Origin of the sequence: Streptomyces nigra (assembly GCF_003074055.1) — a bacterium.
Classification (GTDB): domain Bacteria; phylum Actinomycetota; class Actinomycetes; order Streptomycetales; family Streptomycetaceae; genus Streptomyces; species Streptomyces nigra.
On record NZ_CP029043.1, the window covers coordinates 4,792,212 to 4,816,247 of the forward strand.

20 protein-coding genes are annotated in these 24,036 nt (G+C 71.4%); 9 read left to right on the plus strand and 11 right to left on the minus strand.

The window, feature by feature from the left end; translation table 11 throughout:
• The first annotated feature begins 48 nt into the window (after positions 1–48).
• Entirely contained in the window at positions 49–927 is an 879-nt protein-coding gene (locus tag DC008_RS22355) for an LLM class flavin-dependent oxidoreductase (RefSeq protein WP_108708481.1), read from the plus strand.
• Positions 928–941: 14 nt separating this feature from the next.
• Here DC008_RS22355 and DC008_RS22360 read toward each other — a convergent pair whose 3' ends face one another.
• Positions 942–1,457 carry a DinB family protein gene (locus DC008_RS22360; protein WP_108708482.1) on the minus strand — a complete coding sequence of 172 codons (516 nt, stop codon included), beginning with the start codon at positions 1,455–1,457 and terminating at the stop codon, positions 942–944.
• A 50-nt stretch (positions 1,458–1,507) separates the two neighbouring features.
• On the opposite strand from DC008_RS22360, the gene DC008_RS22365 reads away from it, so the two are divergent.
• The 5 genes from DC008_RS22365 (at position 1,508) to DC008_RS22385 (ending at position 8,090) form a co-directional block, all read left to right on the plus strand.
• Positions 1,508–2,293 (plus strand): methyltransferase domain-containing protein, encoded by a 786-nt coding sequence (locus tag DC008_RS22365; protein ID WP_108708483.1) that lies wholly within the window; start codon positions 1,508–1,510, stop codon positions 2,291–2,293.
• A gap of 719 nt (positions 2,294–3,012) precedes the next feature.
• Complete coding sequence (locus tag DC008_RS22370) at positions 3,013–3,786, plus strand: isoprenyl transferase (RefSeq protein WP_108708484.1); 774 nt, start codon at positions 3,013–3,015, stop codon at positions 3,784–3,786.
• Positions 3,787–4,109: 323 nt separating this feature from the next.
• A complete protein-coding gene (phoH2, locus tag DC008_RS22375) occupies positions 4,110–5,435 on the plus strand; it encodes an RNA 5'-3' helicase PhoH2 (RefSeq protein ID WP_055621787.1) in 1,326 nt (441 codons plus the stop codon).
• Between the two features lie 436 nt (positions 5,436–5,871).
• The gene (locus DC008_RS22380) at positions 5,872–6,564 is read left to right on the plus strand and encodes an aggregation-promoting factor C-terminal-like domain-containing protein (RefSeq protein WP_450494210.1); all 693 of its coding nucleotides are present in this window, start codon (positions 5,872–5,874) and stop codon (positions 6,562–6,564) included.
• A gap of 134 nt (positions 6,565–6,698) precedes the next feature.
• A complete protein-coding gene (locus tag DC008_RS22385; protein ID WP_123954024.1) occupies positions 6,699–8,090 on the plus strand; it encodes an AI-2E family transporter in 1,392 nt (463 codons plus the stop codon).
• Positions 8,091–8,097: 7 nt separating this feature from the next.
• Here the strand turns inward: DC008_RS22385 and ahpD are convergent, their stop codons facing one another.
• The 6 genes from ahpD to DC008_RS22415 all read right to left on the minus strand — a co-directional run bounded on the left by ahpD (position 8,098) and on the right by DC008_RS22415 (position 13,592).
• Entirely contained in the window at positions 8,098–8,637 is a 540-nt protein-coding gene (gene ahpD / locus DC008_RS22390) for an alkylhydroperoxidase, AhpD family (RefSeq protein WP_108708485.1), read from the minus strand.
• A gap of 116 nt (positions 8,638–8,753) precedes the next feature.
• Positions 8,754–11,090 (minus strand): ABC transporter permease, encoded by a 2,337-nt coding sequence (locus tag DC008_RS22395; protein ID WP_108708486.1) that lies wholly within the window; start codon positions 11,088–11,090, stop codon positions 8,754–8,756.
• Positions 11,087–11,776 (minus strand): ABC transporter ATP-binding protein, encoded by a 690-nt coding sequence (locus DC008_RS22400; RefSeq protein ID WP_055621791.1) that lies wholly within the window; start codon positions 11,774–11,776, stop codon positions 11,087–11,089. Before DC008_RS22400 ends, DC008_RS22395 begins: the two co-directional genes overlap by 4 nt.
• The gene (locus tag DC008_RS22405) at positions 11,773–12,297 is read right to left on the minus strand and encodes a PadR family transcriptional regulator (RefSeq protein ID WP_108708487.1); all 525 of its coding nucleotides are present in this window, start codon (positions 12,295–12,297) and stop codon (positions 11,773–11,775) included. Before DC008_RS22405 ends, DC008_RS22400 begins: the two co-directional genes overlap by 4 nt.
• Positions 12,298–12,402: 105 nt before the next feature.
• Positions 12,403–12,648 carry a type II toxin-antitoxin system antitoxin gene (locus tag DC008_RS22410; RefSeq protein ID WP_108708488.1) on the minus strand — a complete coding sequence of 82 codons (246 nt, stop codon included), beginning with the start codon at positions 12,646–12,648 and terminating at the stop codon, positions 12,403–12,405.
• Complete coding sequence (locus DC008_RS22415) at positions 12,645–13,592, minus strand: SPFH domain-containing protein (RefSeq protein ID WP_108708489.1); 948 nt, start codon at positions 13,590–13,592, stop codon at positions 12,645–12,647. The genes DC008_RS22410 and DC008_RS22415 overlap by 4 nt, the downstream gene beginning before the upstream one ends.
• Positions 13,593–13,839: 247 nt before the next feature.
• On the opposite strand from DC008_RS22415, the gene DC008_RS22420 reads away from it, so the two are divergent.
• Complete coding sequence (locus tag DC008_RS22420; protein WP_108708490.1) at positions 13,840–16,227, plus strand: transglycosylase domain-containing protein; 2,388 nt, start codon at positions 13,840–13,842, stop codon at positions 16,225–16,227.
• A 42-nt stretch (positions 16,228–16,269) separates the two neighbouring features.
• Here DC008_RS22420 and DC008_RS22425 read toward each other — a convergent pair whose 3' ends face one another.
• The 4 genes from DC008_RS22425 to DC008_RS22440 all read right to left on the minus strand — a co-directional run bounded on the left by DC008_RS22425 (position 16,270) and on the right by DC008_RS22440 (position 22,593).
• The gene (locus DC008_RS22425) at positions 16,270–18,393 is read right to left on the minus strand and encodes an ATP-binding SpoIIE family protein phosphatase (protein WP_208645949.1); all 2,124 of its coding nucleotides are present in this window, start codon (positions 18,391–18,393) and stop codon (positions 16,270–16,272) included.
• A 283-nt stretch (positions 18,394–18,676) separates the two neighbouring features.
• Positions 18,677–19,372 (minus strand): cytidylyl-2-hydroxypropylphosphonate hydrolase, encoded by a 696-nt coding sequence (fomD, locus tag DC008_RS22430; protein ID WP_208645951.1) that lies wholly within the window; start codon positions 19,370–19,372, stop codon positions 18,677–18,679.
• Between the two features lie 72 nt (positions 19,373–19,444).
• Positions 19,445–20,848 carry a class II fumarate hydratase gene (locus DC008_RS22435; protein ID WP_108708493.1) on the minus strand — a complete coding sequence of 468 codons (1,404 nt, stop codon included), beginning with the start codon at positions 20,846–20,848 and terminating at the stop codon, positions 19,445–19,447.
• A gap of 77 nt (positions 20,849–20,925) precedes the next feature.
• Entirely contained in the window at positions 20,926–22,593 is a 1,668-nt protein-coding gene (locus tag DC008_RS22440) for a fumarate hydratase (RefSeq protein WP_164492343.1), read from the minus strand.
• Positions 22,594–22,761: 168 nt separating this feature from the next.
• Here DC008_RS22440 and DC008_RS22445 point away from each other — a divergent pair, with 168 nt between their 5' ends.
• On the plus strand, positions 22,762–23,439 hold the full coding sequence (locus DC008_RS22445; RefSeq protein WP_055621799.1) for a DUF1707 SHOCT-like domain-containing protein: 678 nt from the start codon (positions 22,762–22,764) through the stop codon (positions 23,437–23,439).
• A 164-nt stretch (positions 23,440–23,603) separates the two neighbouring features.
• Positions 23,604–23,981, plus strand: coding sequence for a WhiB family transcriptional regulator (locus DC008_RS22450; protein ID WP_079033618.1), 378 nt, complete (start codon positions 23,604–23,606; stop codon positions 23,979–23,981).
• Positions 23,982–24,036: the final 55 nt, after the last annotated feature.

Consider the following 24,036-nt stretch of genomic DNA (forward strand, 5'->3'; position numbering starts at 1 on the left):
GCGGATTTCGCGTTGTCCTGCCGGGCATACCCGGGTAGGAAAGATCCCATGACCGGACTCGGCGCGGTGTTCCGCCCCCAACTCGCCCCCGAACGACTGCGATCCGTCGCCCGGGCCGCCGACGAGGCGGGCCTGGAGGAACTGTGGCTCTGGGAGGACTGCTTCCGTGAGGGAGGTGTCTCCACCGCCGCGGCCGCCCTCGCGTGGACCGAGCGGGTGAGAGTCGGCGTCGGCCTGCTGCCCGTGCCGCTGCGCAACGTCGCGCTCACCGCGATGGAGGCCGCCTCCCTGCACCGGATGTTCCCGGGGCGGCCGCTCCTCGCCCTCGGGCACGGCGTGCAGGACTGGATGGGGCAGGTCGGCGCCCGCGCCGAGTCGCCGGTGACGCTGCTGCGGGAACATCTCGACGCGCTGCGCGCCCTGTTGCGCGGGGAACGCCTCACCGTCGAGGGGCGGTACGTCCAGCTCGACGACGTGGCCCTGGACTGGCCGCCGGACGGACCCGCGCCGGTCATCGCCGGGGTCACCGGCCCCCGGTCGCTGCGGCTGTCCGGCGCATCCGCCGACGGGACCCTGCTCACCGCCTCCACCCCGCCGGACGGCGTACGCCGGGCCCGGCAGCTCGTCGACGAGGGACGGAGCGCGGCCGGGCGCACCGACGCCGGGCCGCACCCGATCGTCGTCTACCTGCTCGCCGCCACCGGCTCCGACGGCCCCGAGCGCGTACAGGCCGAACTGGCCGCGGAGGGCGTCGCGTCCGTGCCCGGGCTCGGGGTCGCCGGAGACGCGAAGGCCGTCGCCGAGGCCGTACGGCGGTATGCGGAGGCCGGCGCCGACACCGTCGTACTGCAGCCGACCGGGGACGAGCCGGACCCGGAGGGGTTCGTGCGGTTCGTGGCCGAGGAGGTGCGCCCGCTGGTCCCCTGACCAGGGGGTGAGCGTCAGCCGGGTCGGTGGCTGCCCGCCGCCCCGTCGATCAGCTCGCGGACGATGTCCATGTGGCCCGCGTGGCGCGCCGTCTCCTCGATCATGTGGACGAGCACCCAGCGCAGGGACACCTCGACGTCCCGCCAGTCCGGCCGGCCCCGCTCGTCCAGCGACCTGCTCTCGATCACACGGTCGGCGGCGGCGCGCGCCCGGCCGTAGAAGTCGACGATCTGCTGGGTCGTCTCGCCCTGGTCGGCCCGCATGTCCTCGTCGCTGTACGGGTCGAACCACAGCGGTTCGACCTCGCCGCCGAAGCTCGCGACGAACCAGCCGTACTCCACCGAGCCGAGGTGCTTGACCAGCCCCAGCAGGCTGGTGCCGGTCGGTGTCATCGGGCGGCGCAGCGCCTCGTCGTCCAGCCCCTCCAGCTTCCACAGCACCGCGTCCCGGTGCCGGTCCAGGCTCTCGCGGAGCACGGCCTTCTCGTCCGCCGTGTACGTCGGGTTCTTCAACTCCGCGGGGTTCGTCATGGGCCGGAAATTATCAGCGGCCACCGACACCGCCCTGCGACCATGCCCGGATGGGACAGCGCAGCAGGTCGTTCGAGGAACTCGTCGCGGAGGGCGCCGCTGTGCCCACCGAGGGCTGGGACTTCTCGTGGTTCGAGGGGCGGGCCACCGAGGAGCGGCCCAGCTGGGGGTACGCCGTGTCGCTGGCGGACCGCCTGGCCGGCGCCACGGCCGCGCTCGATCTCCAGACCGGGGGAGGGGAGGCCCTCGACTTCGCCCTCGGACGGGCCCCGAAGACCCCCGCGCTCGCCGTCGCCACGGAAGGCTGGCCGCCGAACGTCGTCCAGGCCACCGCGCTGCTCGCCCCGCGCGGGGTCGCGGTCGTCGCCGTGCCGGAGGACGCGCCGCTGCCGTTCGCCGACGCGGCCTTCGACCTGGTGTCGAGCCGGCACCCGGTCCGGGCCCCGTGGGCGGAGATCGCCCGGGTGCTGCGGCCCGGCGGCACCTACTTCGCCCAGCACGTCGGCCCGCGCCGCGTCTTCGAGCTGGTCGAGTACTTCCTCGGGCCCCAGCCGGACGAGGTGCGCGACGCCCGGCACCCGGACCGTGAACGCGCCGAGGCCGAGGGCGCGGGCCTGGAGGTCGTGGAGCTGCGCGCCGAGACCCTGCGGGTGGAGTTCCACGACATCGCCGCCGTCGTCCACTTCCTGCGCAAGGTGGTGTGGATGGTGCCGGGCTTCACCGTCGAGGCGTACCGGCCCCGGTTGCGCGCCCTGCACGAGCGGATCGAGTCCGAGGGGCCCTTCGTGGCGCACAGCACCCGGCATCTGTTCGTCGCACGCAAGCCGGGGCACTGAGACCCCGGCCGCAGGTAGCCGCCTTTGCGGCAAACGGCGCGAATCGTACATTCAAGGGTTCGGCGGGGGTTCCGGCCTCGGCATCCAAGGGGCCCTCGCCTTTTCCACATTGTTATGGGGGTTGGCTCGCTTTCCGTGAAGCCGTCCCGTAAGTTCAGACCAAGGCAATTCGCGTAAGCAAAGCTGCGCGGTGGCACCGCGCGGTGGAGGGGGCTGCGCGGTGCCCTGCCCTGCTGCGACCCGCCCCCGGGGCCGGCTCCGGAGCGTCAAGCGGACGTTCGCGGCCGGGGTCACCCCTGGGAGGGATGGCCCCCCGATCGGCCGAGCGGCGCACACAACCGGCCAAACCCACCATTACCGGCCAAGCGATCCGCGTTTTCCCTGGTCACAGGCGCGCGCCTCGCCGTATCACCGCCCCGAGGGGTCGTTTTGCCTCTCATCCGGCCGTCGCCGGGCGACTCCGGAGCGTAGTTGTGCAGCGCTGATGCACGCGGCAGCACTTACGAAGGGTTATGGTGGAAACCCCCCCTCGGGCCGGTCCGTCTCCCCCCACGGACCGGCCCGTTTTCTGTTCCGGGACCGGCCCGCCTCCAGTTCCGGGACCGGCCCCTCTTCTGTTCCAGGACTGTTCCAGGCCCGCCCCCGGGGACGCACCCGCCCCGAACCCCGGTACGCTCCATGCGCGGGGACCGCATCCGTACGGAGGGGCTGACAATCACGTGAACCTGCGCGACAGGCTGCGCGGCCTGCTGGTCAGGCTGTACGCACGCCGGGTGGAAGGCCACCTGGACCACGCTCAGGTGCCCAAGCACATCGGCGTGATCATGGACGGCAACCGTCGCTGGGCGAAGGCCGCCGGCTCCTCCACCGTGCACGGACACCGGGCCGGCGCCGAGAAGATCGAGGAGTTCCTCGGCTGGTGCAGCGAGACGGACGTCGAGGTCGTCACCCTCTGGCTGCTGTCGACCGACAACTTCGACCGCCCCCAGGAGGAACTCGTCCCCCTGCTCGGCATCATCGAGGACGTCGTCCGCACCCTCGCCGCCGACGGCCGCTGGCGCGTGCACCACGTCGGCACCCCGGACCTGCTCCCCGGCCCGATGCAGACCACGCTCAAGGAGGCCGAGGAGGCCACCGCCCACGTCGACGGAATACTGGTCAACGTGGCCATCGGATACGGCGGTCGGCAGGAGATCGCCGACGCCGTGCGCTCGATGATCGTCGAGGCGCACGACAAGGGCACCTCGATGGAGGCGCTCGCCGAGTCCGTCAGCGTCGACCTCATCGGCCGTCACCTCTACACCGGCGACCAGCCCGACCCCGACCTCGTGATCCGCACCAGCGGTGAACAGCGGCTGTCCGGTTTCATGCTGTGGCAGACGGCCCACTCGGAGTACTACTTCTGTGAGGTCTTCTGGCCGGCCTTCCGCAAGGTCGACTTCCTGCGTGCCCTGCGCGACTACGCGGCACGGCACCGCCGTTACGGCGGCTGAGACCGCACCCCCGCGTGAGTCGGCGGGGACGGACGTAAAGAGGAGTTCACCGGCGCGCCGTCATATGCGTCGGCATGGCGGCGCGTGTTCGAGGGCATAGACCAAGCAGGTCGACGCCCGAACCACGGGTGTCGGATCTCAGCGGACGGCGCCGGAGCCGTCCGCCCGGGAGGCCCTTTGCACCAGCCCGACCGTGCGGTGACGGCACGGACGAAGCAGTGGAGGGCCGGTTTCCGGCCCGTGCGGGACGTGCACCGAGGCCGACGACCGGTCCAGCTCCACTCCGTCGCTCCCCGACCTCATCCGAGGGGGTACGTCCTTCCGTGGTGACCAGCACAAAGCGCCACAAGCCCGACCGGCGCACCTATGTTCTCGACACCAGCGTCCTGCTGGCCGACCCGAACGCCCTGAGCCGCTTCGACGAGCACGAGGTCGTGCTCCCCATCGTCGTGGTGACGGAGTTGGAGGCCAAGCGGCACCATCCCGAACTCGGCTACTTCGCCCGGCAGGCCCTGCGCCTGCTCGACGACCTCCGGGTCCGGTACGGCCGTCTCGACTCCCCCATCCCCACGGGGGACCTCGGCGGGACCGTCCGTGTCGAGCTCAACCACTCGGACCCCAGCGTGCTGCCCAGCGGCTACCGCCTGGGGGACAACGACTCCCGCATCCTGGCGGTCGCCCGCAATCTGCAGGCGGAGGGGTTCGACGTCACGGTCGTGTCCAAGGACCTGCCGCTGAGGATCAAGGCCTCGTCCGTCGGACTCCTCGCCGAGGAGTACCGCGCGGAACTGGCCATCACGGACTCCTCCGGCTGGACCGGCATGTCCGAACTGACCCTTCCGGGCGAGCAGGTGGACATCCTCTTCGAGGAGGGCCGCGTCCATGTGCCCGAAGCCGCCGCCCTCCCCGTGCACACGGGCCTGACCATCCACTCCGAGCGCGGCAAGGCGCTCGGCAGGGTCACCCCCGACGGCAACGTCCGTCTGGTGCGGGGCGATCGGGAGGCGTTCGGCATCAAGGGGCGCAGCGCCGAGCAGCGGATCGCGCTCGACCTGCTCCTCGACCCGGACGTCGGGATCGTCTCCATGGGCGGCCGGGCCGGCACCGGCAAGTCGGCCCTGGCGCTGTGCGCGGGACTGGAGGCCGTGCTGGAGCGCCGTCAGCACCAGAAGGTGATGGTCTTCCGGCCGCTGTACGCGGTGGGCGGGCAGGAGCTCGGCTATCTGCCCGGCACCGAGGCCGAGAAGATGAGCCCCTGGGCGCAGGCGGTCTTCGACACGCTGTCCGCGGTCACCAGCCGCGAGGTCATCGAGGAGGTCACCGCGCGAGGGATGCTGGAGGTGCTTCCCCTCACCCACATCCGCGGGCGCTCGCTGCACGACGCGTTCGTCATCGTGGACGAGGCGCAGTCGCTGGAGCGAAACGTTCTGCTGACCGTCCTGTCCCGGATCGGCGCCGACTCACGGGTCGTTCTCACCCATGACGTGGCACAGCGGGACAACCTGCGCGTCGGCCGGTACGACGGAGTGGTCGCCGTCGTCGAGAAGCTGAAGGGACACCCGCTGTTCGCCCACGTCACGCTGAACCGGTCCGAGAGGTCCCAGATCGCCGCCCTTGTTACCGAAATGCTCGAGGACGGGCAGATCTGACGGGTCTGCACGCTCCTGCGGAGGACTGCCCAACTTCATAGCGGTTACGCGTCAGTTGGCGCCGTCCGGAAAGGCGAAGAGCCTAGCCGGGCGGCGCCTTGGCGTGTGCCGCTTTCCGGGAAAGCCCAGGGGCAAACTGGGTGTGAGCTTTCACACGCAACACAGAATTGCCTTGCGGTGTGCGGGTGCGGCAGAGTCTCACTCCTGTCAGGCCCCGCATACGACACAGTCGTGCCCCCAGCGGTACGGCGCCACAGCAGCACCACCAACTGCATAGCGACGTCGTATGCCGCCCGAGTCAACACGCGGCGCTCCTCGCAAGGGAGTTGCCCAGCGGGTCCGTGCCTCCCGTGACCCCGCAGTTGGGAGGCCAGCGCCAGGGGCACGATTGCGTCCGCCAGGGTCACCGAAGCGGGCGATGCTGGAAGGAAACCGTGTGAGTCCGATTTCGGTCAGGGGATTCGCAGTGGCGTCTGCCACCGCGGTCACCGCTGTCGGAAGCGTCGTCGGCGTTGCCTCGGGCAGCACCGCGCAGACGAACGACGCCGAGGCGACGGCAGCCGAGACGACGCTCCTCGCGGACATACCCGCGGGCCAGCAGGCCCAGGTGCAGACCGAGTCCCTGTCGGCGCAGGCGGACGTCCAGGCCATCGCCGCGGACGCGAGCGCCAAGAAGGACGCCGAGGAGGCGGCCCGCAAGGCTGCCGCCCAGAGCGCGATCGAGAAGAAGGAAGCCGCCGCGAAGGCGGAGAAGGCGGCCAAGGAAGCCAAGGAGCGTGAAGAGGCCCAGTCCAAGGCCTCCCGGTCCTCCGCCGACTTCCCCGTTCAGAGCTCCTACACGATCGCGCAGATCCAGGCGATGGCCCGCCAGATGGTGCCGGCCGACCAGTTCCAGTGCTTCAGCAACATCGTGGACCACGAGTCCAGCTGGAACTACCGGGCCGTGAACCCGTCCTCGGGCGCCTACGGCCTCTTCCAGGCTCTGCCCGGTTCGAAGATGTCGTCCGTCGGCGCGGACTGGCAGACGAACCCGGCCACCCAGATCAAGTGGGGCCTGAACTACATGAACGAGCGCTACGACAGCCCCTGTGGCGCGTGGAGCTTCTGGCAGGCCAACCACTGGTACTAGGCCCGCCGCTCAACCCCGCATCGCCCCTCACCGTCTTCAGGTGAGGGGCTTTCGCGTTGCCGCGCGCCGCCCCTGTAGCGTCGGACCGGCTCCGGGGAGGAGTGGTGGGCACGGACGGGGGAAGAGGACGGATCATGTCACGAGTGCCAGGGTGGCTCGGCCGGCTCGGAGCCGGACTGACCGAGATGAGCGAGCGGTTGAACGAACGCCGTGCCGCGGCGGAGCGGGAGAGCGACGAGCTCCCCGCCGACCGGCCGTCCGCCGGGCCCGCGGCCGGTGACGTCCCCATGTCCAAGGGCACCGCACAGCGGCGCCCCGAGCGGGCGCCCGTCAGCGCGCCCCCGCGCCCCGACCCCGCCCAGGCCGTGCCGTGGGGGATGCGGGTCGCCGCGGAGGCCGGCTGGCGGCTGCTGGTCCTCGCCGGGACCCTCTGGGTGCTGATGCGGATCATCAGCGCGGTCCAACTGGTCGTGCTGGCCTTCGTCATCTCCCTGCTCCTGACGGCGCTGATGCAGCCCTCGGTGGCCTGGCTGACCCGGCGCGGGGTCCCGCGCGGACTGGCCACCGCCCTCACCGCGATCCTCGGGTTCGTCGTCATCGGGCTGATGGGCTGGTTCGTGACCTGGCAGGTCATGGAGAACATCGACGACCTGTCCGACCAGATCCAGGACGGCATCGACGAGCTGCGCAACTGGCTGCTCAACAGCCCGTTCCACGTCACCGACAAGCAGATCAACGAGATCGCGGAGAACCTGCGGGACGCCGTCGGCGCCAACACCGACGAGATCACCTCCGCCGGCCTCGAAGGCGTGACGGTCATCGTCGAGGCCCTCACCGGCATCCTGCTGTCCGTCTTCTCGACGCTGTTCCTGCTCTACGACGGCAAGCGGATCTGGCAGTGGACCCTCAAGCTGGTCCCGGCCGCCGCCCGGCCCGGTGTCGCCGGCGCCGGACCGCGGGCCTGGGCGACGCTCACGGCGTATGTGCGCGGCACGGTCGTGGTCGCCCTCATCGACGCCGTCTTCATCGGCATCGGCATTTACTTCCTCGACGTCCCGATGGCCGTGCCGCTGGCCGTGTTCATCTTCCTGTTCTCCTTCATCCCGCTGGTCGGCGCCGTGGCGTCGGGCGCGCTCGCGGTGGTCGTCGCCCTGGTGACCCAGGGTGTCTTCACCGCCGTGATGACGCTGGTCGTGGTGCTCGCCGTCCAGCAGATCGAGGGGCACATCCTGCAGCCCTTCATCCTCGGCCGCGCGGTCCGTGTGCATCCGCTCGCGGTCGTGCTGGCGGTGGCGGCCGGCGGCATGGTGGCCGGTATCGGCGGCGCCGTGGTGGCCGTCCCGCTGGTGGCGGTGACCAACACGATCGTCGGCTATCTGCGGCGGTACTCGCTGGAACTGGACCTGGAGAGCGGACGGGCCGTGCCGGAAGCGGCCGTCCCCGAGCCCGTGGGCGGGCCCGTCGAGGCGGCGGACGGCCCCGGCGAGGGGCCTGGAGACACCGAGGCCCCCGCGCCCAAGGCCTGAGCGGGGTCTACTCGACGTCGGCCAGGACGGCCTCGGCGTCCAGCGTGACGCCGACGGCCTGGATCACGGACGCGATCCTGAACGCCTCCTGGACCGTCTCCCGGTCCAGGCCCGCCTTGCGCAGCACCCGTTCGTGCGCGTCCAGGCAGGCACCGCAGGCGTTGATCGCGGACACCGCGAGGGACCACAGCTCGAAGTCGACCCTGGCCACGCCCGGATCGCCGAGGACGTTCATCCGCAGGCCCGTGCGCAACTCGCCGTAGCCGGGGTCGGACAGCAGATGCCGGGTGCGGTGGAAGACGTTGTTCACCGCCATCACGGCGGCCGCCGACTTCGCCGCGGTGTACGCCTGCGGCGACAGGTTCGCCCTCGCCTCCGGCGCCAGTTCGCGCAGCACGACCGGGGAGCGGGCGGCGATCGCGGTGGCGAGCACCGTGCCCCACAGCTGCTGCGCCGAAAGGCGCGGACGGCCGAACACGGCGTCCAGGTTGCGCCGCAGGTCCGGGGCGTAGTGCGGTAGGCGGGACTTCAGGGAGTCGAGGGACATGACGCGCGCTCCTGGGGGTCGGACCCCACCGATCCTGGCACAGCCCGCCCGAACACGTACGGCCGGTGGCCGCACCGCGCGAGGCGGTACGGCCACCGGCCGGGGCTGGACGGGCGTCACTCCGTGCGCAGGCCGTCCGGGCGCATCAGCCGCATCAGCGGCGGCAGGCTGAGCAGCGTCACCACGATGATCACGGCCGCGCCGGCGCCCGTCATCGACAGGATGCTGCCCCAGTCCATGGTGACCGGCGTCTCCGTCATCTTCAGCAGGACCGTGCCCAGCGTCACGCCGACGATCGCCGACAGCAGCAGCCCGAGGGCGATCGGGATGGCCGTCTGCCACAGCACCGACAGGCTCAGGGTGCGCCGCCGGGTGCCGAAGGCGACCAGCGAGGACAGCAGCTTCTTGCGGTCCCGCAACTGCTCCAGTTGGGACACCAGCAGGCTGGCCCCGATCAGTGCCAGGACACAGACGGCGCCGACGAACAGGCCGGTGCGGATGGTGGCGTAGCGCGTGGACGTCTCCGTGCTGTACCAGTTCATCGGATTCGACAGCGGGTCGACGGCCGCCGCGGTGTTGCGCGCCAGGTCGTGCACGTTCGCCACGGAGTCGTCGAGCTGGAGGTACACCTGGCCGCGCAGCGCGGGCGCGGTCGACGGGTCCACCGCCTTCGGCGTGAGGAGGAGGCCGCCGCGCTCGCCGCCCGTGAGGTCCTGACGCGCGTGGGCCGGCTTCAGCCCCTTCGGGATCTTCCAGGCGATCTCCGCGCGCCGAGGTCCGCCCTCGTACGACGGGTCGAGGTACATCGTCCGGCCGGGCTGCTTCGCCAGCTTCGGGGTGTCCGTGTCCCACTCGGCGTCGGACACGTAGAACGCGTCGCCGTCCTTGCAGGAGGGCAGGGTGGCCACTTCGCGCAGCGACGCGCAGTCGCCGACGCTGAACTCGAGGCCCTTCTCCGGTTCCCTGCGCCGGTCGCCCAGATAGCCCCGGTCGTAGGCGAAGACCTTCTCGACGCCCTCGGTGCCGCGGAACCGCTCCGCCGCCGGGCCGATCCCGGTGTCTCGCGACAGCGACACCTCCATCTGGGCCCGGGCGACGTCCTTGCCGCTGTCCTTGGTGTAGTCGCTCTCGACACCGGCGAACAGCATCTGCAGGGCGATCGCGCCGGCCACCGCCACCGCGACGCCGTTGACCATGCGGGCCGCCGTACCGCTGCTCAGCTGGAGCCTGCGGACGGCGAGCTGCCAGGCCACACCGCCCGAGCCGAGCCGGGCGACGACCGCCTCGACGACCCAGGGCAGCAGGGTGGTGACACCGATGAGCAGCAGCAGCACACCGCCGATCACCAGGTACGCGTTGAAGGTGCCGTTCGTGCGGCCCTGGCCGATCATCGGCCACAGCATGGCCAGACCGGCGAGCGGCATGAGCAGCCGCCACCACAGCCGGCGTCGCGCGGGCTTCGCCGTCCGGACGACGCCGAGCGGCTCGATCACCACGCCGCGCATCGCGAACAGGGTGACGATCACGGCCGCGGCCGGCACCGCGAGGCCGACGAGCAGGGCCAGCGCGGGGGAGGGGTTCAGATAGCTCGGGAAGACGCTGATGCCGAACACCTCGACGGAGCCCGCGACCTGGCGTCCGATGAGGAAGAAGACGGTGCCGAAGACCAGGCCGAGCACGGCGCCCGCGAGCGCCTCACCGGCCGCGACCCGGCGGACCATGCGCCCGTCGGAGCCGACCAGCCGCAGCGCCGCGAGCCGCCGGTCGCGCCGCTCGCCGCCGAAGCGGACGGCCGCGGCGATGAACACGCCGACCGGCATGAGCAGCACCACGAAGACGACGATGACCATCAGCAGCAGCACGGGGTCGGTCTGGGTCTCGGCGGGGCTCGTGTCCCCGAACCGGTCGATCCGGGCGACCCGGGCGCCGTCGATCGCCTGCGCGAGGCCCTCGCCGCCCCGGACGAAGGTGAGTTCCTGCGAGCCGACCAGTCCGCTCTCCCCGATGGTGCCGACGATCTTCTCGGGCAGCCGCTCACGCAGCAGCTTGGCGTCGTCCGACTTCAGAAGCCGTTCGAGGGCGGGGGAGACGAGCATCTCGCCGGGCGCGGGGAAGCGGTCGACGCCCGGCGGCAGCGGCGCCTTCGCGCCCTCGCGCTCGATGGCGCGGCCCCGGATGTCCTTGTCCCGCCAGTCCGTGTCGACGTCCGCGACGATCAGACTGTGGTCGTTCGGCCTCTTGTCGAGCTCGCTGTAGTCGACGTCGGCGCGGGCGCTCTCCCGGTCGTGCCGGACCGACTGCATGCTGGGGATCGCGGTGGTGAGCAGCAGCAGCGCCACCCCGAGGCCGACGCCGACGGCCGTCAGCAGGGCACGGACCCAGCCCTCACGGCCGCCGACGAAGGCGAACCGGACCCCCATGCCGAGGTCCCTGGCCCACTGACGCACGTTCATACGACGCGCTCCATGTCCCGGGACTTGCCGTCGCGGACGACGATCTCGCGGTCGGAGTAGGCGGCGACCCGCGCCTCGTGGGTGACCAGCACGACGGCGGCGTTCGTGGACCGGGCGGCGTCCGTCAGCAGCTCCATCACGCGCTCGCCGTTGAGGGAGTCGAGCGCACCGGTCGGCTCGTCCGCGAAGAGCACACGCGGGCTGGTGACCAGCGCGCGGGCGACGGCGACCCGCTGCCCCTGACCGCCGGAGACCTCGCCGGGCCGCTTCTTGCGCAGGTCGTCGACCTCCAGGCGCTCCATCCAGGTCAGCGCGGTCCGCTCGGCCTCCTTGCGGCCGGTGCCGTTCAGCCGCAGCGGCAGGGCGACGTTCTCCACGCAGGTCAGCTCGGGGACGAGCTGGCCGAACTGGAAGACGAACCCGAACTCCGAGCGGCGCAGGGCGCTGCGCTGGGAGTCGTTCATGGTGGCCAGCTCGCGCCCGTTGTAGACGATGGACCCGGAGTCGGGCGGGACGATGCCGGCCAGGCAGTGCAGCAGCGTCGACTTGCCGGAGCCGGAGGGGCCCATGACGGCGACGACCTCGCCGGGGTGGATGGAGAAGTCGGCGCCGTCGAGGGCGACGGTCGGGCCGTAGGCCTTACGCAGCTCGGAGGCCGCGAGCAGGGAGCCGGGGGGCGGAGTCACTTGACCACCACCTCCGCCAGCTTGTCGAGGCGGGCGGCGGTCAGCTCCAGCCAGCGCAGGTCGGCTTCCAGGTGGAAGAGCGCGTGGTCGCAGATCAGCTGGTCGGCCAGGTCGCCCTTGCGCTTGCGGTCGGTGAGGATGCGCATCATCCGCAGGTGCTCGGCGCGCTGGGTGTCGAGGATGTCGGCGGCGTCGCGCCGGGTCAGCAGTGCGAGGACGACCTTGGTGTAGAGGGTCGACTGGAGGTACGGCTCCGGCTTCTCCGGGGTCGCGAGCCACTGCTGGACGTCGGTGACGCCGGCGTCGGTGATCGCGTACCGCTTGCGCTCGGGCCCGCCGCCGGGCTCGATCCCGTCGACCTCGACGAGGCCGTTCTTCAGCAGCCGGGACATCGTCGAGTAGACCTGGCCGTAATGCAGCGGCCGGTCGTGACCGAACTTCTCGTCGAAGGCCCGCTTGAGGTCGTAACCGTGGCGGGGGCCCGACTCAAGGAGCCCTAGAAGGGTGTGACCGATGGACATGCCGAGGACACTACACGGGGTGTATACCCGGTGTGTATACGCACGGTGTGCAGTTGTCGGCGGGGTGTGTGAAGGCCCAGGTGAGGGCTGATTGTCACGGTTCCGCTACGGCGTCTCGGGCGGCCGCCCGGAGGGCCGGCCCCGGCGCGGGATCGGCCCCGCCTCGCCGGGCAGCCGGCCCGCCTCGGCCAGCGCGCGCCGCAGCAGGAACTCGATCTGCGCGTTGGCGGAGCGCAGTTCGTCGCCCGCCCAGCGAGCGAGCGCCTCGTACACGGCCGGGTCCAGCCGCAGCAGCACCTGCTTGCGCTGCGGCCGGCCCTGCGGGGCGGAGCCCCCGGCGGAAGCCGTCACTGGTAGAGCGTCCCGGTGTTGAGGACCGGCTGCGGAGCCCGGTCACCGCACAGCACCACCATCAGGTTCGACACCATCGCCGCCTTGCGCTCCTCGTCCAGTTCCACGATGTCCCGCTCGTTGATCCGCGCGAGTGCCGCCTCGACCATGCCCACCGCGCCGTCGACGATCTGCCGGCGGGCCGCGACGACCGCGCCGGCCTGCTGGCGCTGGAGCATCGCGGAGGCGATCTCGGGAGCGTACGCGAGATGCGTGAAGCGCGACTCGATGATCTGCACACCGGCCGCCTCCACGCGCGCGTGCAGCTCCGCGGCCAGCTTCTCGGTGATCTCCTCGGCGTTGCCACGCAGCGAGAGACCGGCCTCGTCGTGGGCGTCGTACGGGTACTCGATGGCGATGTGCCGCACGGCCGCCTCGGTCTGCGTGGAGACGAACTCCAGGAAGTCGTCCACCTCGAACGTGGCCTGGGCGGTGTCCTCGACCCGCCACACCACGACCGCGGCCAGCTCGATCGGGTTGCCGTAGGCGTCGTTGACCTTCAGGACGGCCGTCTCGTGGTTGCGCACCCGCGTCGAGATCTTCGTCCGCGAGGTGAACGGGTTCACCCAGCGCAGTCCGTCCTGCCGGATCGTGCCCCGGTAGCGGCCGAAGAGCTGGACCACCCGGGCCTCGCCCGGCGCGACCATGTTCAGCCCCGACATCGCGAGCAGCGCGGCGACCGCGACCAGGACGCCCGCGACGATCAGGGCCGCCTTGCCGCCGGCTCCCTCGACCGCGGTGGCCCCGGCGATCAGGCCCGCGCCCACCAGCAGCCCGACCAGCCCCAGCAGCAGGGCGAGCCCGCCGCCGATGCTGTGGGCGGCGAACTCGCGCACCCGCGGCGCGGGCATCTCCGGCACGTCCGCCGTCACCGCGGCGTTTCTGTCGTTCCTGTCGTTCGGCATGGTGGTGCCCCCGTTCGTTGGTGCTCTCATCCGACTAGCTAAGTGATATCAGATTACCCCACGCGGGCAACCTTGAAGCCTCCTGAGCCGTCGGTTCCGTTGGGGTGGGTGCTGATTGTCACGTCCGTAAAAGCCCGGATCGGCAGCCCTTTGTCACAACTTCCGGTGTTAGCTTTCGGAGCTGACCGGAAGCGGCGAACCCGTGTGTCAGGAGCGCACACCCAAGCGAAGCGGAGCGGAACGAACCATGGGACGAGCGGAAGAGAGACGAGCGCGCGGGCGCAGTGGCCACCGCGCCGCGCCCCGGCGCTCCTCCGGGGTGCCCCCGCGCACCGGGGACGACGGGCCGACGGTCGTCGGCACACCGTCCGAGTCCGGCGGAGGCCGCGCCGCCGCCCGCCGTGCCGCCAAGGGCGCCGGCCGCGACGGCAAGGGCCGGATACGCCGGCTGTTCACCTGGAAGAAGATCCTCGGGACCTTCCTGGGCACCTGCCTGCTCGCCATCGGCTCCTTCATCGCGCTCTACCTGTACGTCGACGTCCCCGGCGACAACGCCGCCGCCCAGGCCGCGCAGCGCCAGAGCAACGTCTACAAGTACAGCGACGGCAGCGTCCTCGCCCGCGCCGGCGACGTGAACCGCGAGATCGTCGACCTGTCCAAGGTCCCGAAGAAGGTCCAGTACACGTTCGTCGCCGCCGAGAACAAGAGCTTCTACAACGACCACGGCATCGACCTGAAGGGCACCGCCCGCGGTCTGCTCAACACCGCGATGGGCAAGGGCGCGCAGGGCGGCTCGACCATCACCCAGCAGTACGTCAAGAACTACTACCTGAGCCAGGAGCAGACGGTCAGCCGCAAGCTCAAGGAGATGGTCATCTCCCTGAAGGTCGACCGCCAGATGACCAAGGACGACATCCTCGCCGGCTACATCAACACCAGCTACTACGGCCGCGGCGCCTACGGCATCCAGGCCGCCGCCCAGGCGTACTACCGCGTCGACGCCGAGAAGCTGACCGTCGAGCAGGGCGCCTACCTCGCCGCCCTCCTCCAGGCGCCCAGCCAGTACGACTGGTCGAGCGCGTCCGACACCGGCAAGAAGCTCGTCACCAACCGCTGGAACTACGTCCTCGACAACATGGTCGAGGAAGGCTGGCTGAAGCGCTCCGAACGCCAGGAGATGACCAAGCTGCCGGTGCCCAGGGAGCCCAAGCCCGCCGCGGGCCGCGAGGGCCAGAAGGGCTATCTGATCGAGCTGGCCAACCGTCAGCTCGAGGACCAGCTGATGGAGCAGCAGGGCCTCACCCGCTCCCAGGCCGAGGCCGCCGTCGTCGACCAGGGCTGGACCATCACCCTCAACGTCGACAAGAAGCGGCAGGCCGCGCTGGAGAAGGCCGTCAAGGCCGAACTCACCGCCCGGCTCGACCCGAAGAAGCGCAAGGTCGACAAGAACATCCAGGCCGGCGCCGTCTCCGTCGACCCCAAGACCGGGAAGATCGTCGCCCTCTACGGCGGCGAGGACTACTTCAAGCACTACACGAGCAACGCCACCCGCGCCGACTACCAGCCCGCCTCCACCTTCAAGCCGGTGATCCTCGCGGCCGCTCTGGAGAACGCCGCACAGACCCAGGACGGCGACCCGATCACCGCCGACACGGTCTACGACGGCACCAGCAAGCGCCCGGTCGTCGACGGCGGCGCCAAGGTCGGCTTCGCCCCGGAGAACGAGGACGACCAGGACTACGGCGACATCACCGTGCAGACGGCGATGAACAAGTCCGTCAACTCCGTCTTCGCGCAGATGGGCGTCGACGTCGGCATGAAGGACGTCATGGCCGTCGCCGGCGCGCTCGGCATGGACACCGAGGACGCCCAGGCCGTACCCGCCCAGACCCTGGGCACCATGGGCGCCAGCCCGCTCCAGATGGCCGGCGTGTACGCCACCCTCGACAACCACGGCGTGAAGGTCACCCCCGGCATCCTCAAGGAGGCCGAGCACAACACCCGCAAGGTCGAGATCCCCGACCCCGTCGGCGAGCGCGTCATCTCCCGCCGCGCCGCGGACACCGTCACCTCCGTCCTCACCGGCGTGGTCGACGACGGCACCGCCCGCCAGGCCGTGGCGAACAACCCCAAGCGCAGCGGGCAGAAGGTCGCCGGCAAGACCGGCACCTCCGACGACAACAAGTCCGCCTGGTTCACCGGCTACACGCCCGACCTGGTCACCTCCGTCGGCCTGTTCGGCGAGGACGCCAAGACCCACGCCCAGACCAAGATGTACGGCGCCGGCGGCTTCGACCGCGTCAACGGCGGCGGCTTCCCGGCGAAGATCTGGGCCTCGTACATGTTCGGCGTGACCAGGCCCGACGCGCGGTTCAGCCTCCAGACCGACCAGGGCGCCGGGGTCCGGCCCACCTGGACGCCGACGCCGTCGCAGACGCCGACCACCGAGGAACCGACCGACGAGCCCACCACCGAGGAACCGTCGGACGAGCCCACGACCCAGGAACCGACCGACGAACCCACCACGCAGGAACCGACGGACGAGCCGACCACCCAGAAGCCCACGACCGACCCCACGGGCCGGCCCACGGGCGGCATCACCCTGGACCCGGCCCGCCCCGACGACGAGGACTAGTACGGCCCGGCGCCGCGCCCTCCCAGGGGCGCGGCGCCTTCTTCAGCCCGCGGCCGAGCCGCGGTTCAGCTCGAACCAGACCACCTTGCCGGTGCTCAGCCGGGTCGCACCCCAGCGCCGCGCCAGCCGGTTCACCAGATACAGCCCGCGCCCGTCCTCGTCCGTGGCCCGCGCCTGCCGCAGCCGCGGCAGCTGCGGCACGTCGTCGCCGACCTCGCAGCGCAGCACATCCGTGCGCAGCAGCCGCAGCGTCACCGGACGGGAGGCGTACCGGACCGCGTTCGTCACGATCTCGCTCACCAGCAGCTCGACCGAGTCGGTCAGCTCCTCCATCCCCCAGCCCGACAGCGCGCCCCGGGCCAGCCGCCGGGCCCGCCCCGGCGCCGCGTCCTCCGGGTCCAGATGCCAGTACGCCACATCGCTCGGCGCGATCCCGTCGAACCGGGCGGCGAGCAGCGCGATGTCGTCGTCACGGTCACCGGGACCGAGCATGTCCAGCACGTCGTCGCACAGCGCCTCCAGCGGCGGCGGATGGTCCGGGCCGGTCAGCTGCGCGGTCGCCGCGAGCTTCTCCCGCAGCTGCTCTATCCCGGTCCACACGTCCCGCAGCCGGGACTCCACCAGACCGTCCGTGTACAGCAGCAGGGTCGCCCCGGCCGGCGCGTCCAGCTCCACCGCCTCGAAGTCCACACCGCCGACACCGATCGGCGCGCCCGCCGGCACCCGCAGCACCTCGGCGTGCCCGCCCAGATGCAGCAGCACCGGCGGCGGATGCCCGGCGTTGGCGATCGTGATCCGGTGCGCGACCGGGTCGTAGACGGCGTACAGGCAGGTCGCCATGCGGTCGGTGCCCAGCCGCTGCGCCTGCTCGTCCAGATGATGCAGCACCTCCTGCGGCGGCAGATCCAGCCCCGCGAGGGTCTGCGCCGTCGTCCGCAGCTGGCCCATGATCGCGGCGGAGGTCATGGAGTGCCCCATGACATCGCCCACCACCAGCGCCACCCGGCTGCCCGGCAGCGGGATCGCGTCGTACCAGTCGCCGCCCACCCGGGCGGTCTCCGCGGCCGGCAGATAGCGCGAGGCGAGCCGCACCCCCGTCGGACGCGGCAGCGTCTCCGGCAGCATCGTGCGCTGCAGCTCGTCCGCGATGTACGCCTCACGGCCGTACAGCACCGCCTTGTCGATGCCCAGCGCGCTGTGCGTGGCCAGCTGCGCCGCGACCAGCAGATCGTCCGGCTCGAACGCGAGCCGCTCCGGGCGGCGCAGGAACACCGCGGCGCCGATCACCCGGCGCCGCCCCCGCAGCGGGGCCAGGATCGCCCGCTGACCGTCCGGAATGATCGACTCGCCCTCCTCGCCGAGGAGTTCGGGCAGCGCGGCCCGCGCGGCGGGTGCGTCCGCGAACACCGGACGCACCCCGCGCAGCACCTCCGCCAGCGCGCCCCCGGGACGTACCTCGCACAACTCGGCCGTCACCGCCGAAAGCCCGGACAGCTCCGCCGGGTCCGCGGGCGGTGCCGGCGGCAGGAAACCCTCGGTGTCCCGCTCCTCAGGAATCCGGTCCGTACGCCGCAGCCGCAGCACCACCGGCCCCGTCGGCCGCTCGTCCCCGACCGGCAGCGGGTCCCGCAGATAGACCAGGATCGCGTCGGAGAACGTCGGCACGGTCGCCCGGCACAGCCCCATCACGATCTCGTCCAGGTCTATGCCGCGCGCGATCCGCCGGGTCGCCGCGCCCACGAAACGCAGCCGGTCCCCGTCCCGCCGCATCGGCGTGGGACGGCCCGGCTGCACCCCCTGACCGGTCCGCCGCTCCGCGGACGCCGGGGGCTGCTCGGCACCCGGCTGCGGAGGAATCGCCTCCGGCGCCGGCCGTGGCCGGTGCGCGTCGGGCTCGGCGACGGAGGGCTGCGCGTGCTCGGGACCGTTGCCGACGATGACTGGGGGCTCCTTGCTCGGGCCGGACGGTGCGGTGGTGCCCGGCGTGGAAGGGGTCTCTCCGGTGCGGGCCTGCGCGGGTAACGCGGCACCGCCTCCGGAGGGGCGCGTGGACGTGGCGCGGGGCGCCGAGGAACGCGCGAGCGCCCCGCGGGGCTCCGCGGGGTCGACGCCCGCCTCGGGGCGCTCGTAGGAGGTCGGCTGCTCCGTCACGCCTCTCGAATCCATCCGTCCGGGGCTGCGCGCCACGCGTGCAGTTCGTCCCGCCGAGACTCCGATACCCGCAATACATGCCCCGGGAACGGAAATCCCGCGTGACCAGAGGCAGTTCCTGTGCCACCCGTGCGGTACCGGCGCCGGTCCGTGCCGGCGCCGCCCTGGTAACCCTCGCTCACGTCCTGCCGCCCCTCGGTGACGATCGGTCAAGCCCGGCGCTTCGTCCGTCAGTTGTCCCCGCGCGCCCGTGCGGAGGACGATCCTACGTTTCTTGCAGGGGGGCGCATCAAGGGTCTCATGACGACAGACGCGCGGGCGTACGGTCCCAGTCCTCAGGCAAAGAAGGTACAGCCCAGGACGGATCGGGGCGCCAGTTCTGCCAGCCGTCGCGGAACGGCGGCCCCCATGCGCGGATCACCTCCACCGCCGACTCCCCGGCCCGGCGCACCCGCGCGGCCAGCGGCTCGTCCACCAGACCGTCCCGCCGGGCCTGCGCGAACTCGTCCTCGTCCCGCCAGTGCCAACTGCGGTCCGGATGCACCGAGATGTCGAGGAAGTGGTCCTCGGAATCCACCCCGCCAGCCCAACGGGCCAGCGGCTCCTCCAGGTTCACGTACCAGTTCTTGAACCGCCAGCCCGGCTCCCAGAACAACCACACCGACCACGGCTCACCCGGCCGCGCCAGCTTCAGCACCCCGGTCCCGAACCAGCGGCCCCGCGCGACGGTACGCGGCTTGGTGTACCGGGTCCGCAGCGGCTCCAGATGTATCGCCGTCCCGTCGGTCAGCACCGGCTTGACGCACTCCGTGCCCGGCGCGAGCCACACCGCGAGCAGCTCCTCGTCGTCACGGACGACGGTGACCGGGCGCGCGATGTGGAAACGCGGGCCCGCGTTCTCCCGGTACCGCCACAGGATGTGCGAGCCGGGGGCCCAGAAGCCCGTCGACCCGCCCGTTTCCACTTCCGTCGTCACCGACCCGCCGTCTGCCATGCACAGATATTAGGTGCCCCAGGCACGCGACGCTGCGAGACGGGTCACGGTTCACGCCTTCGTGACCACCGGTCACGGCCGCGTCATCCGCAGCACGTCCAGCGCCTCGTCCAACTGCTCCAGCGTCAGGTCGCCGCGGTCCACGTACCCGCCGTCCAGGACGACCTCGCGGATGGTCCGGCGCTCCGCCAGCGCCCGCTTGGCGACCTTGGCGGCCTCCTCGTACCCGATGTACTTGTTCAGCGGCGTGACGACCGACGGCGAGGACTCCGCGTACTCCCGGGCCCGTTCGCGGTGCGCCACGATGCCGTCGACCGTCCGGTCGGCCAGCAGCCGGGACACGTTCGCGAGCAGCCGCACCGACTCCAGCACGTTCTTCGCGATCACCGGCAGCATCACGTTCAGCTCGAAGTTGCCGGCCGCCCCCGCGGTGGCCACCGTGGCGTCGTTGCCGACGACCTGCGCGGCGACCATCAGCACGGCCTCCGGGATGACCGGGTTGACCTTGCCCGGCATGATCGACGACCCCGGCTGCAGATCGGGCAGCGAGATCTCGGCCAGCCCGGTGCGCGGCCCGGACGCCATCCACCGCAGATCGTTGGCGATCTTCGTCAGGCTCACGGCGATCGTCCGCAGCTGCCCGCTGGTCTCCACGACGCCGTCCCGGGCGCCCTGCGCCTCGAAGTGGTCGCGCGCCTCGGTCAGCGGCAGCCCGGTGACCCGGGCGACCTCCTCGATGACGGCGGCGGAGAACCCGGGCGGGGTGTTGATCCCGGTGCCGACGGCCGTACCGCCCAGCGGCAGCTCGGCGAGCCGGGGCAGCGAGGCCCGCAGCCGCTCGACGCCGTACCGGACCTGGGCCGCGTACCCGCCGAACTCCTGACCGAGCGTCACGGGCGTGGCGTCCATCAGATGCGTCCGCCCCGACTTCACGACGTCGGCGAACTCCCCGGCCTTGCGCTCCAGGGCCGCCGCGAGGTGCTCGAGCGCCGGGATCAGGTCCCGGGTGACGGCGGCGGTGGCCGCGATGTGGATCGAGGACGGGAAGACGTCGTTCGACGACTGGGACGCGTTGACGTGGTCGTTCGGGTGCACGTCCCGGCCGAGCCGCTCGGTCGCCAGCGTCGCGAGCACCTCGTTGGTGTTCATGTTGGACGAGGTGCCGGACCCGGTCTGGAACACGTCCACGGGGAAGTGCTCGTCCCACCGGCCCTCGGCGACCTCCGCGGCCGCCTCCTGGATCGCCTCGGCGACGTCCTTGTCGAGCACCCCGAGCCGCGCGTTCACCTTCGCGGCGGCACCCTTGATCCGGGCGAGCGCCTCGATGTGCGCCCGCTCGATGCGCTGCCCGGACACGGGGAAGTTCTCCACGGCCCGCTGGGTCTGCGCCCGCCACTTGGCGTGCGCGGGCACCCGCACCTCACCCATCGAGTCGTGCTCGACCCGGTACCCGTCCCTGTCCTGTCCGTCGGTCATCGACGATCACCTCCACGTGTCACAGCACCGGCACCCCGACCACTGTTCCCCGCGGAGGCGGATCGTCACCGCGCGGCTCAGCCGAGCCCGGGGCCGCGTACCGGAATGGACGTGAAGGTGGGCGCCGGCGCGGGATCCTGGAAGAAGTCGTTTCCCTTGTCGTCGACGACGACGAAGGCCGGGAAGTCCTCGACCTCGATCTTCCAGACCGCCTCCATGCCGAGCTCCTCGTACTCGACGACCTCGACCTTCTTGATGCAGTCCTGGGCGAGGCGGGCGGCCGGGCCGCCGATGGAGCCGAGGTAGAAGCCGCCGTGGGTGCCGCACGCGTCGGTGACCTGCTTGCTGCGGTTGCCCTTGGCGAGCATCACCTTGGAGCCGCCCGCGGCCTGGAACTGCTCGACGTAGGAGTCCATGCGGCCGGCCGTCGTCGGGCCGAAGGAGCCGGACGCGTAGCCCTCGGGGGTCTTCGCGGGACCGGCGTAGTACACCGGGTGGTCCTTGAGGTACTGCGGCATCTCCTCGCCCGCGTCCAGCCGCTCCTTGATCTTGGCGTGCGCGATGTCGCGGGCCACGACCAGCGGGCCGGAGAGGGACAGGCGGGTCTTGACCGGGTACTTCGTCAGCTCGGCCAGGATGGTGTCCATCGGCTGGTTGAGGTCGATCTTCACGACGTCCCCGGACTCGTCCAGGTGCTCGTCGGTGGTGTCCGGCAGGAAGCGCGCCGGGTCGGTCTCCAGCTGCTCCAGGAAGACGCCCTCGGCGGTGATCTTCGCGACGGCCTGGCGGTCGGCGGAGCAGGAGACGGCGAGGGCGACCGGGCAGGACGCGCCGTGCCGGGGGAGGCGGATCACGCGGACGTCGTGGCAGAAGTACTTGCCGCCGAACTGCGCGCCGATGCCGATCTTCTGGGTGAGCTCGAAGACCTTCTGCTCCAGCTCCTTGTCGCGGAAGCCGTGGCCGAGCTCGGAGCCCTCGGCGGGGATCTCGTCCAGGTAGTGCGCGGAGGCGTACTTGGCGGTCTTGAGCGCGTACTCGGCGGAGGTGCCGCCGACGACGATGGCCAGGTGGTACGGCGGGCAGGCGGCCGTACCGAGGGAGCGGATCTTCTCCTCCAGGAACTTCATCATGGAGACCTCGTTCAGGACGGCCTTCGTCTCCTGGTAGAGGAAGCTCTTGTTGGCCGAGCCGCCGCCCTTGGCCATGAAGAGGAACTTGTAGGCGCCGCCGTCGGTGGCGTACAGCTCGATCTGGGCGGGGAGGTTGGAGCCGGTGTTCTTCTCCTCCCACATGGTGAGAGGGGCCATCTGCGAGTAGCGCAGGTTCAGGTTCTGGTAGGCGTCGTAGATGCCCTTGGAGAGGGCCTTCTCGTCCTCGCCCTGGGTCAGCACGTTCTGGCCGCGCTTGCCCATGACGATCGCGGTGCCGGTGTCCTGGCACATCGGGAGGACGCCGGCGGCCGCGATGTTCGCGTTCTTCAGCAGGTCCAGCGCGACGAACTTGTCGTTGCTGGACGCCTCGGGGTCGTCGATGATCCGGCGCAGCTGGGCGAGGTGCGCGGGGCGCAGGTAGTGCTGGATGTCGTGGATGGCCTCCTCGGCGAGCTTGCGCAGCGCCTCGGGCTCCACCTTGAGGAAGGTCCGCCCGTCGGCCTCGAAGGTGGAGACACCCTCGGAGGTCACCAGCCGGTACGGGGTGGTGTCCTCTCCCATGGGGAGCAGATCGGTGTACGCGAACTCAGGCATCTCGCCCATTCCTCACTCGACAGACAGCGGCTGGCCTCCGTTGGCAGCGTCCACCAGCGTAGAACCTGCCTCCGACGGCGAGCCTGTGAGGTAAGGCTCAGTTCGGTGACCGGCGGACGAATCGGCCGAGGGCTATCGCGATCTATCGTGTTTCGGTACGCTGCTGCCGTGGACCTTCAGAAGCGCACCGCGCCCGCTCCCGCCGCCGAGCTCCGCGCCTCCGACGCGGACCGTGACCGCATCGCCGACATACTGCGCGACGCCCTGGCCGAGGGGCGCCTGACCGCCGACGAGCACGCCGAGCGGGTCGAGGGCGTCCTGGCGGCCCGGACGGTGGGGGAGCTGGAGGCGTTCATCCGGGATCTGCCCGCCGGGCATCCGCGCCGGGTCGCCCCGGCCGCCCCGCTCCCGGCGCCGGGTCCGGTCCCGGCCGACGCCGACGACCATGTGGTCGCGGTGTTCAGCAGTGCCGTGCGCAAGGGGCGCTGGCGCGCGGGCCGCCGTATCCACGCGTACGCCGTTTTCGGCAGCGTGGAGATCGATCTCAGCGAGGCCCTGTTCCAGTACCAGCACATCGTGATCCGGGCGTGGTCGGTCTTCGGCAGCGTCGAGGTCCGCGTCCCGGAGAACGTGTCGCTGCGGGGCACCGGCGGCGGCGTCCTCGGCGCCTTCGAGGTGGACCATCTCGACGCGGAGGACCCGGACGCGCCGGTCGTCCACATCGACGGCTGGGCCGTGCTCGGCAGCATCGAGGGCCGGCCGCGGCGCGGGAAGCTGGTCGCGGACATCCTGGACCGGGTGCACCGCAAGGTCGACCGGAGTTTGCGCCGGCACCTGGAGCATTGACGGTCGTGAACCGGACGGGCGGGTTCCCGCGGTCGGCGGCCCCGGTGGGGCGTCCGGGGCGGCCCGGGGCCCAGCGGTTCGGAACTCCCCGCATAGGCGCGCGTACAGCGGGTAGACCTTGTCGCATCGTCTCTCGCTCGCGAAGCCGTCGTCAGGAGTAGACCGTGCTGCAACCGCCGCATTCGTCCCTGCAGGTAGCCGCCGTTCCGGCCCAGCGGGTGCCAGCGCGAGACAGGGATCAGGACGCCCCGTGGCACACCGAAGCGGTGTGCCGGCGCGACGAAGCGGGCCTGTTCTTCGCACCCTCCAAGGAGCCCACCGCGGCCCGCCTCTCCCGTGAGGAGGCCGCCAAGCGCGTCTGCGCACGCTGTCCGGTCATGGTCGAGTGCCGTGAGCACGCCCTGCTCCAGCCCGAGCCGTACGGCGTGTGGGGCGGACTGACCGCGGCCGAGCGCCGGGTCGTCCTCGCCCGGCGCCGCCGCCGCGAGATGGAGCTCAAGAAGACGGTGGGCGCCGCGAACCGGATAGCCCAGGCCGGCTGAGACACGACGGAAAAGGGCGCCCCCTCCGCACCGGGGGCGCCCTTGCCGCTCAGCG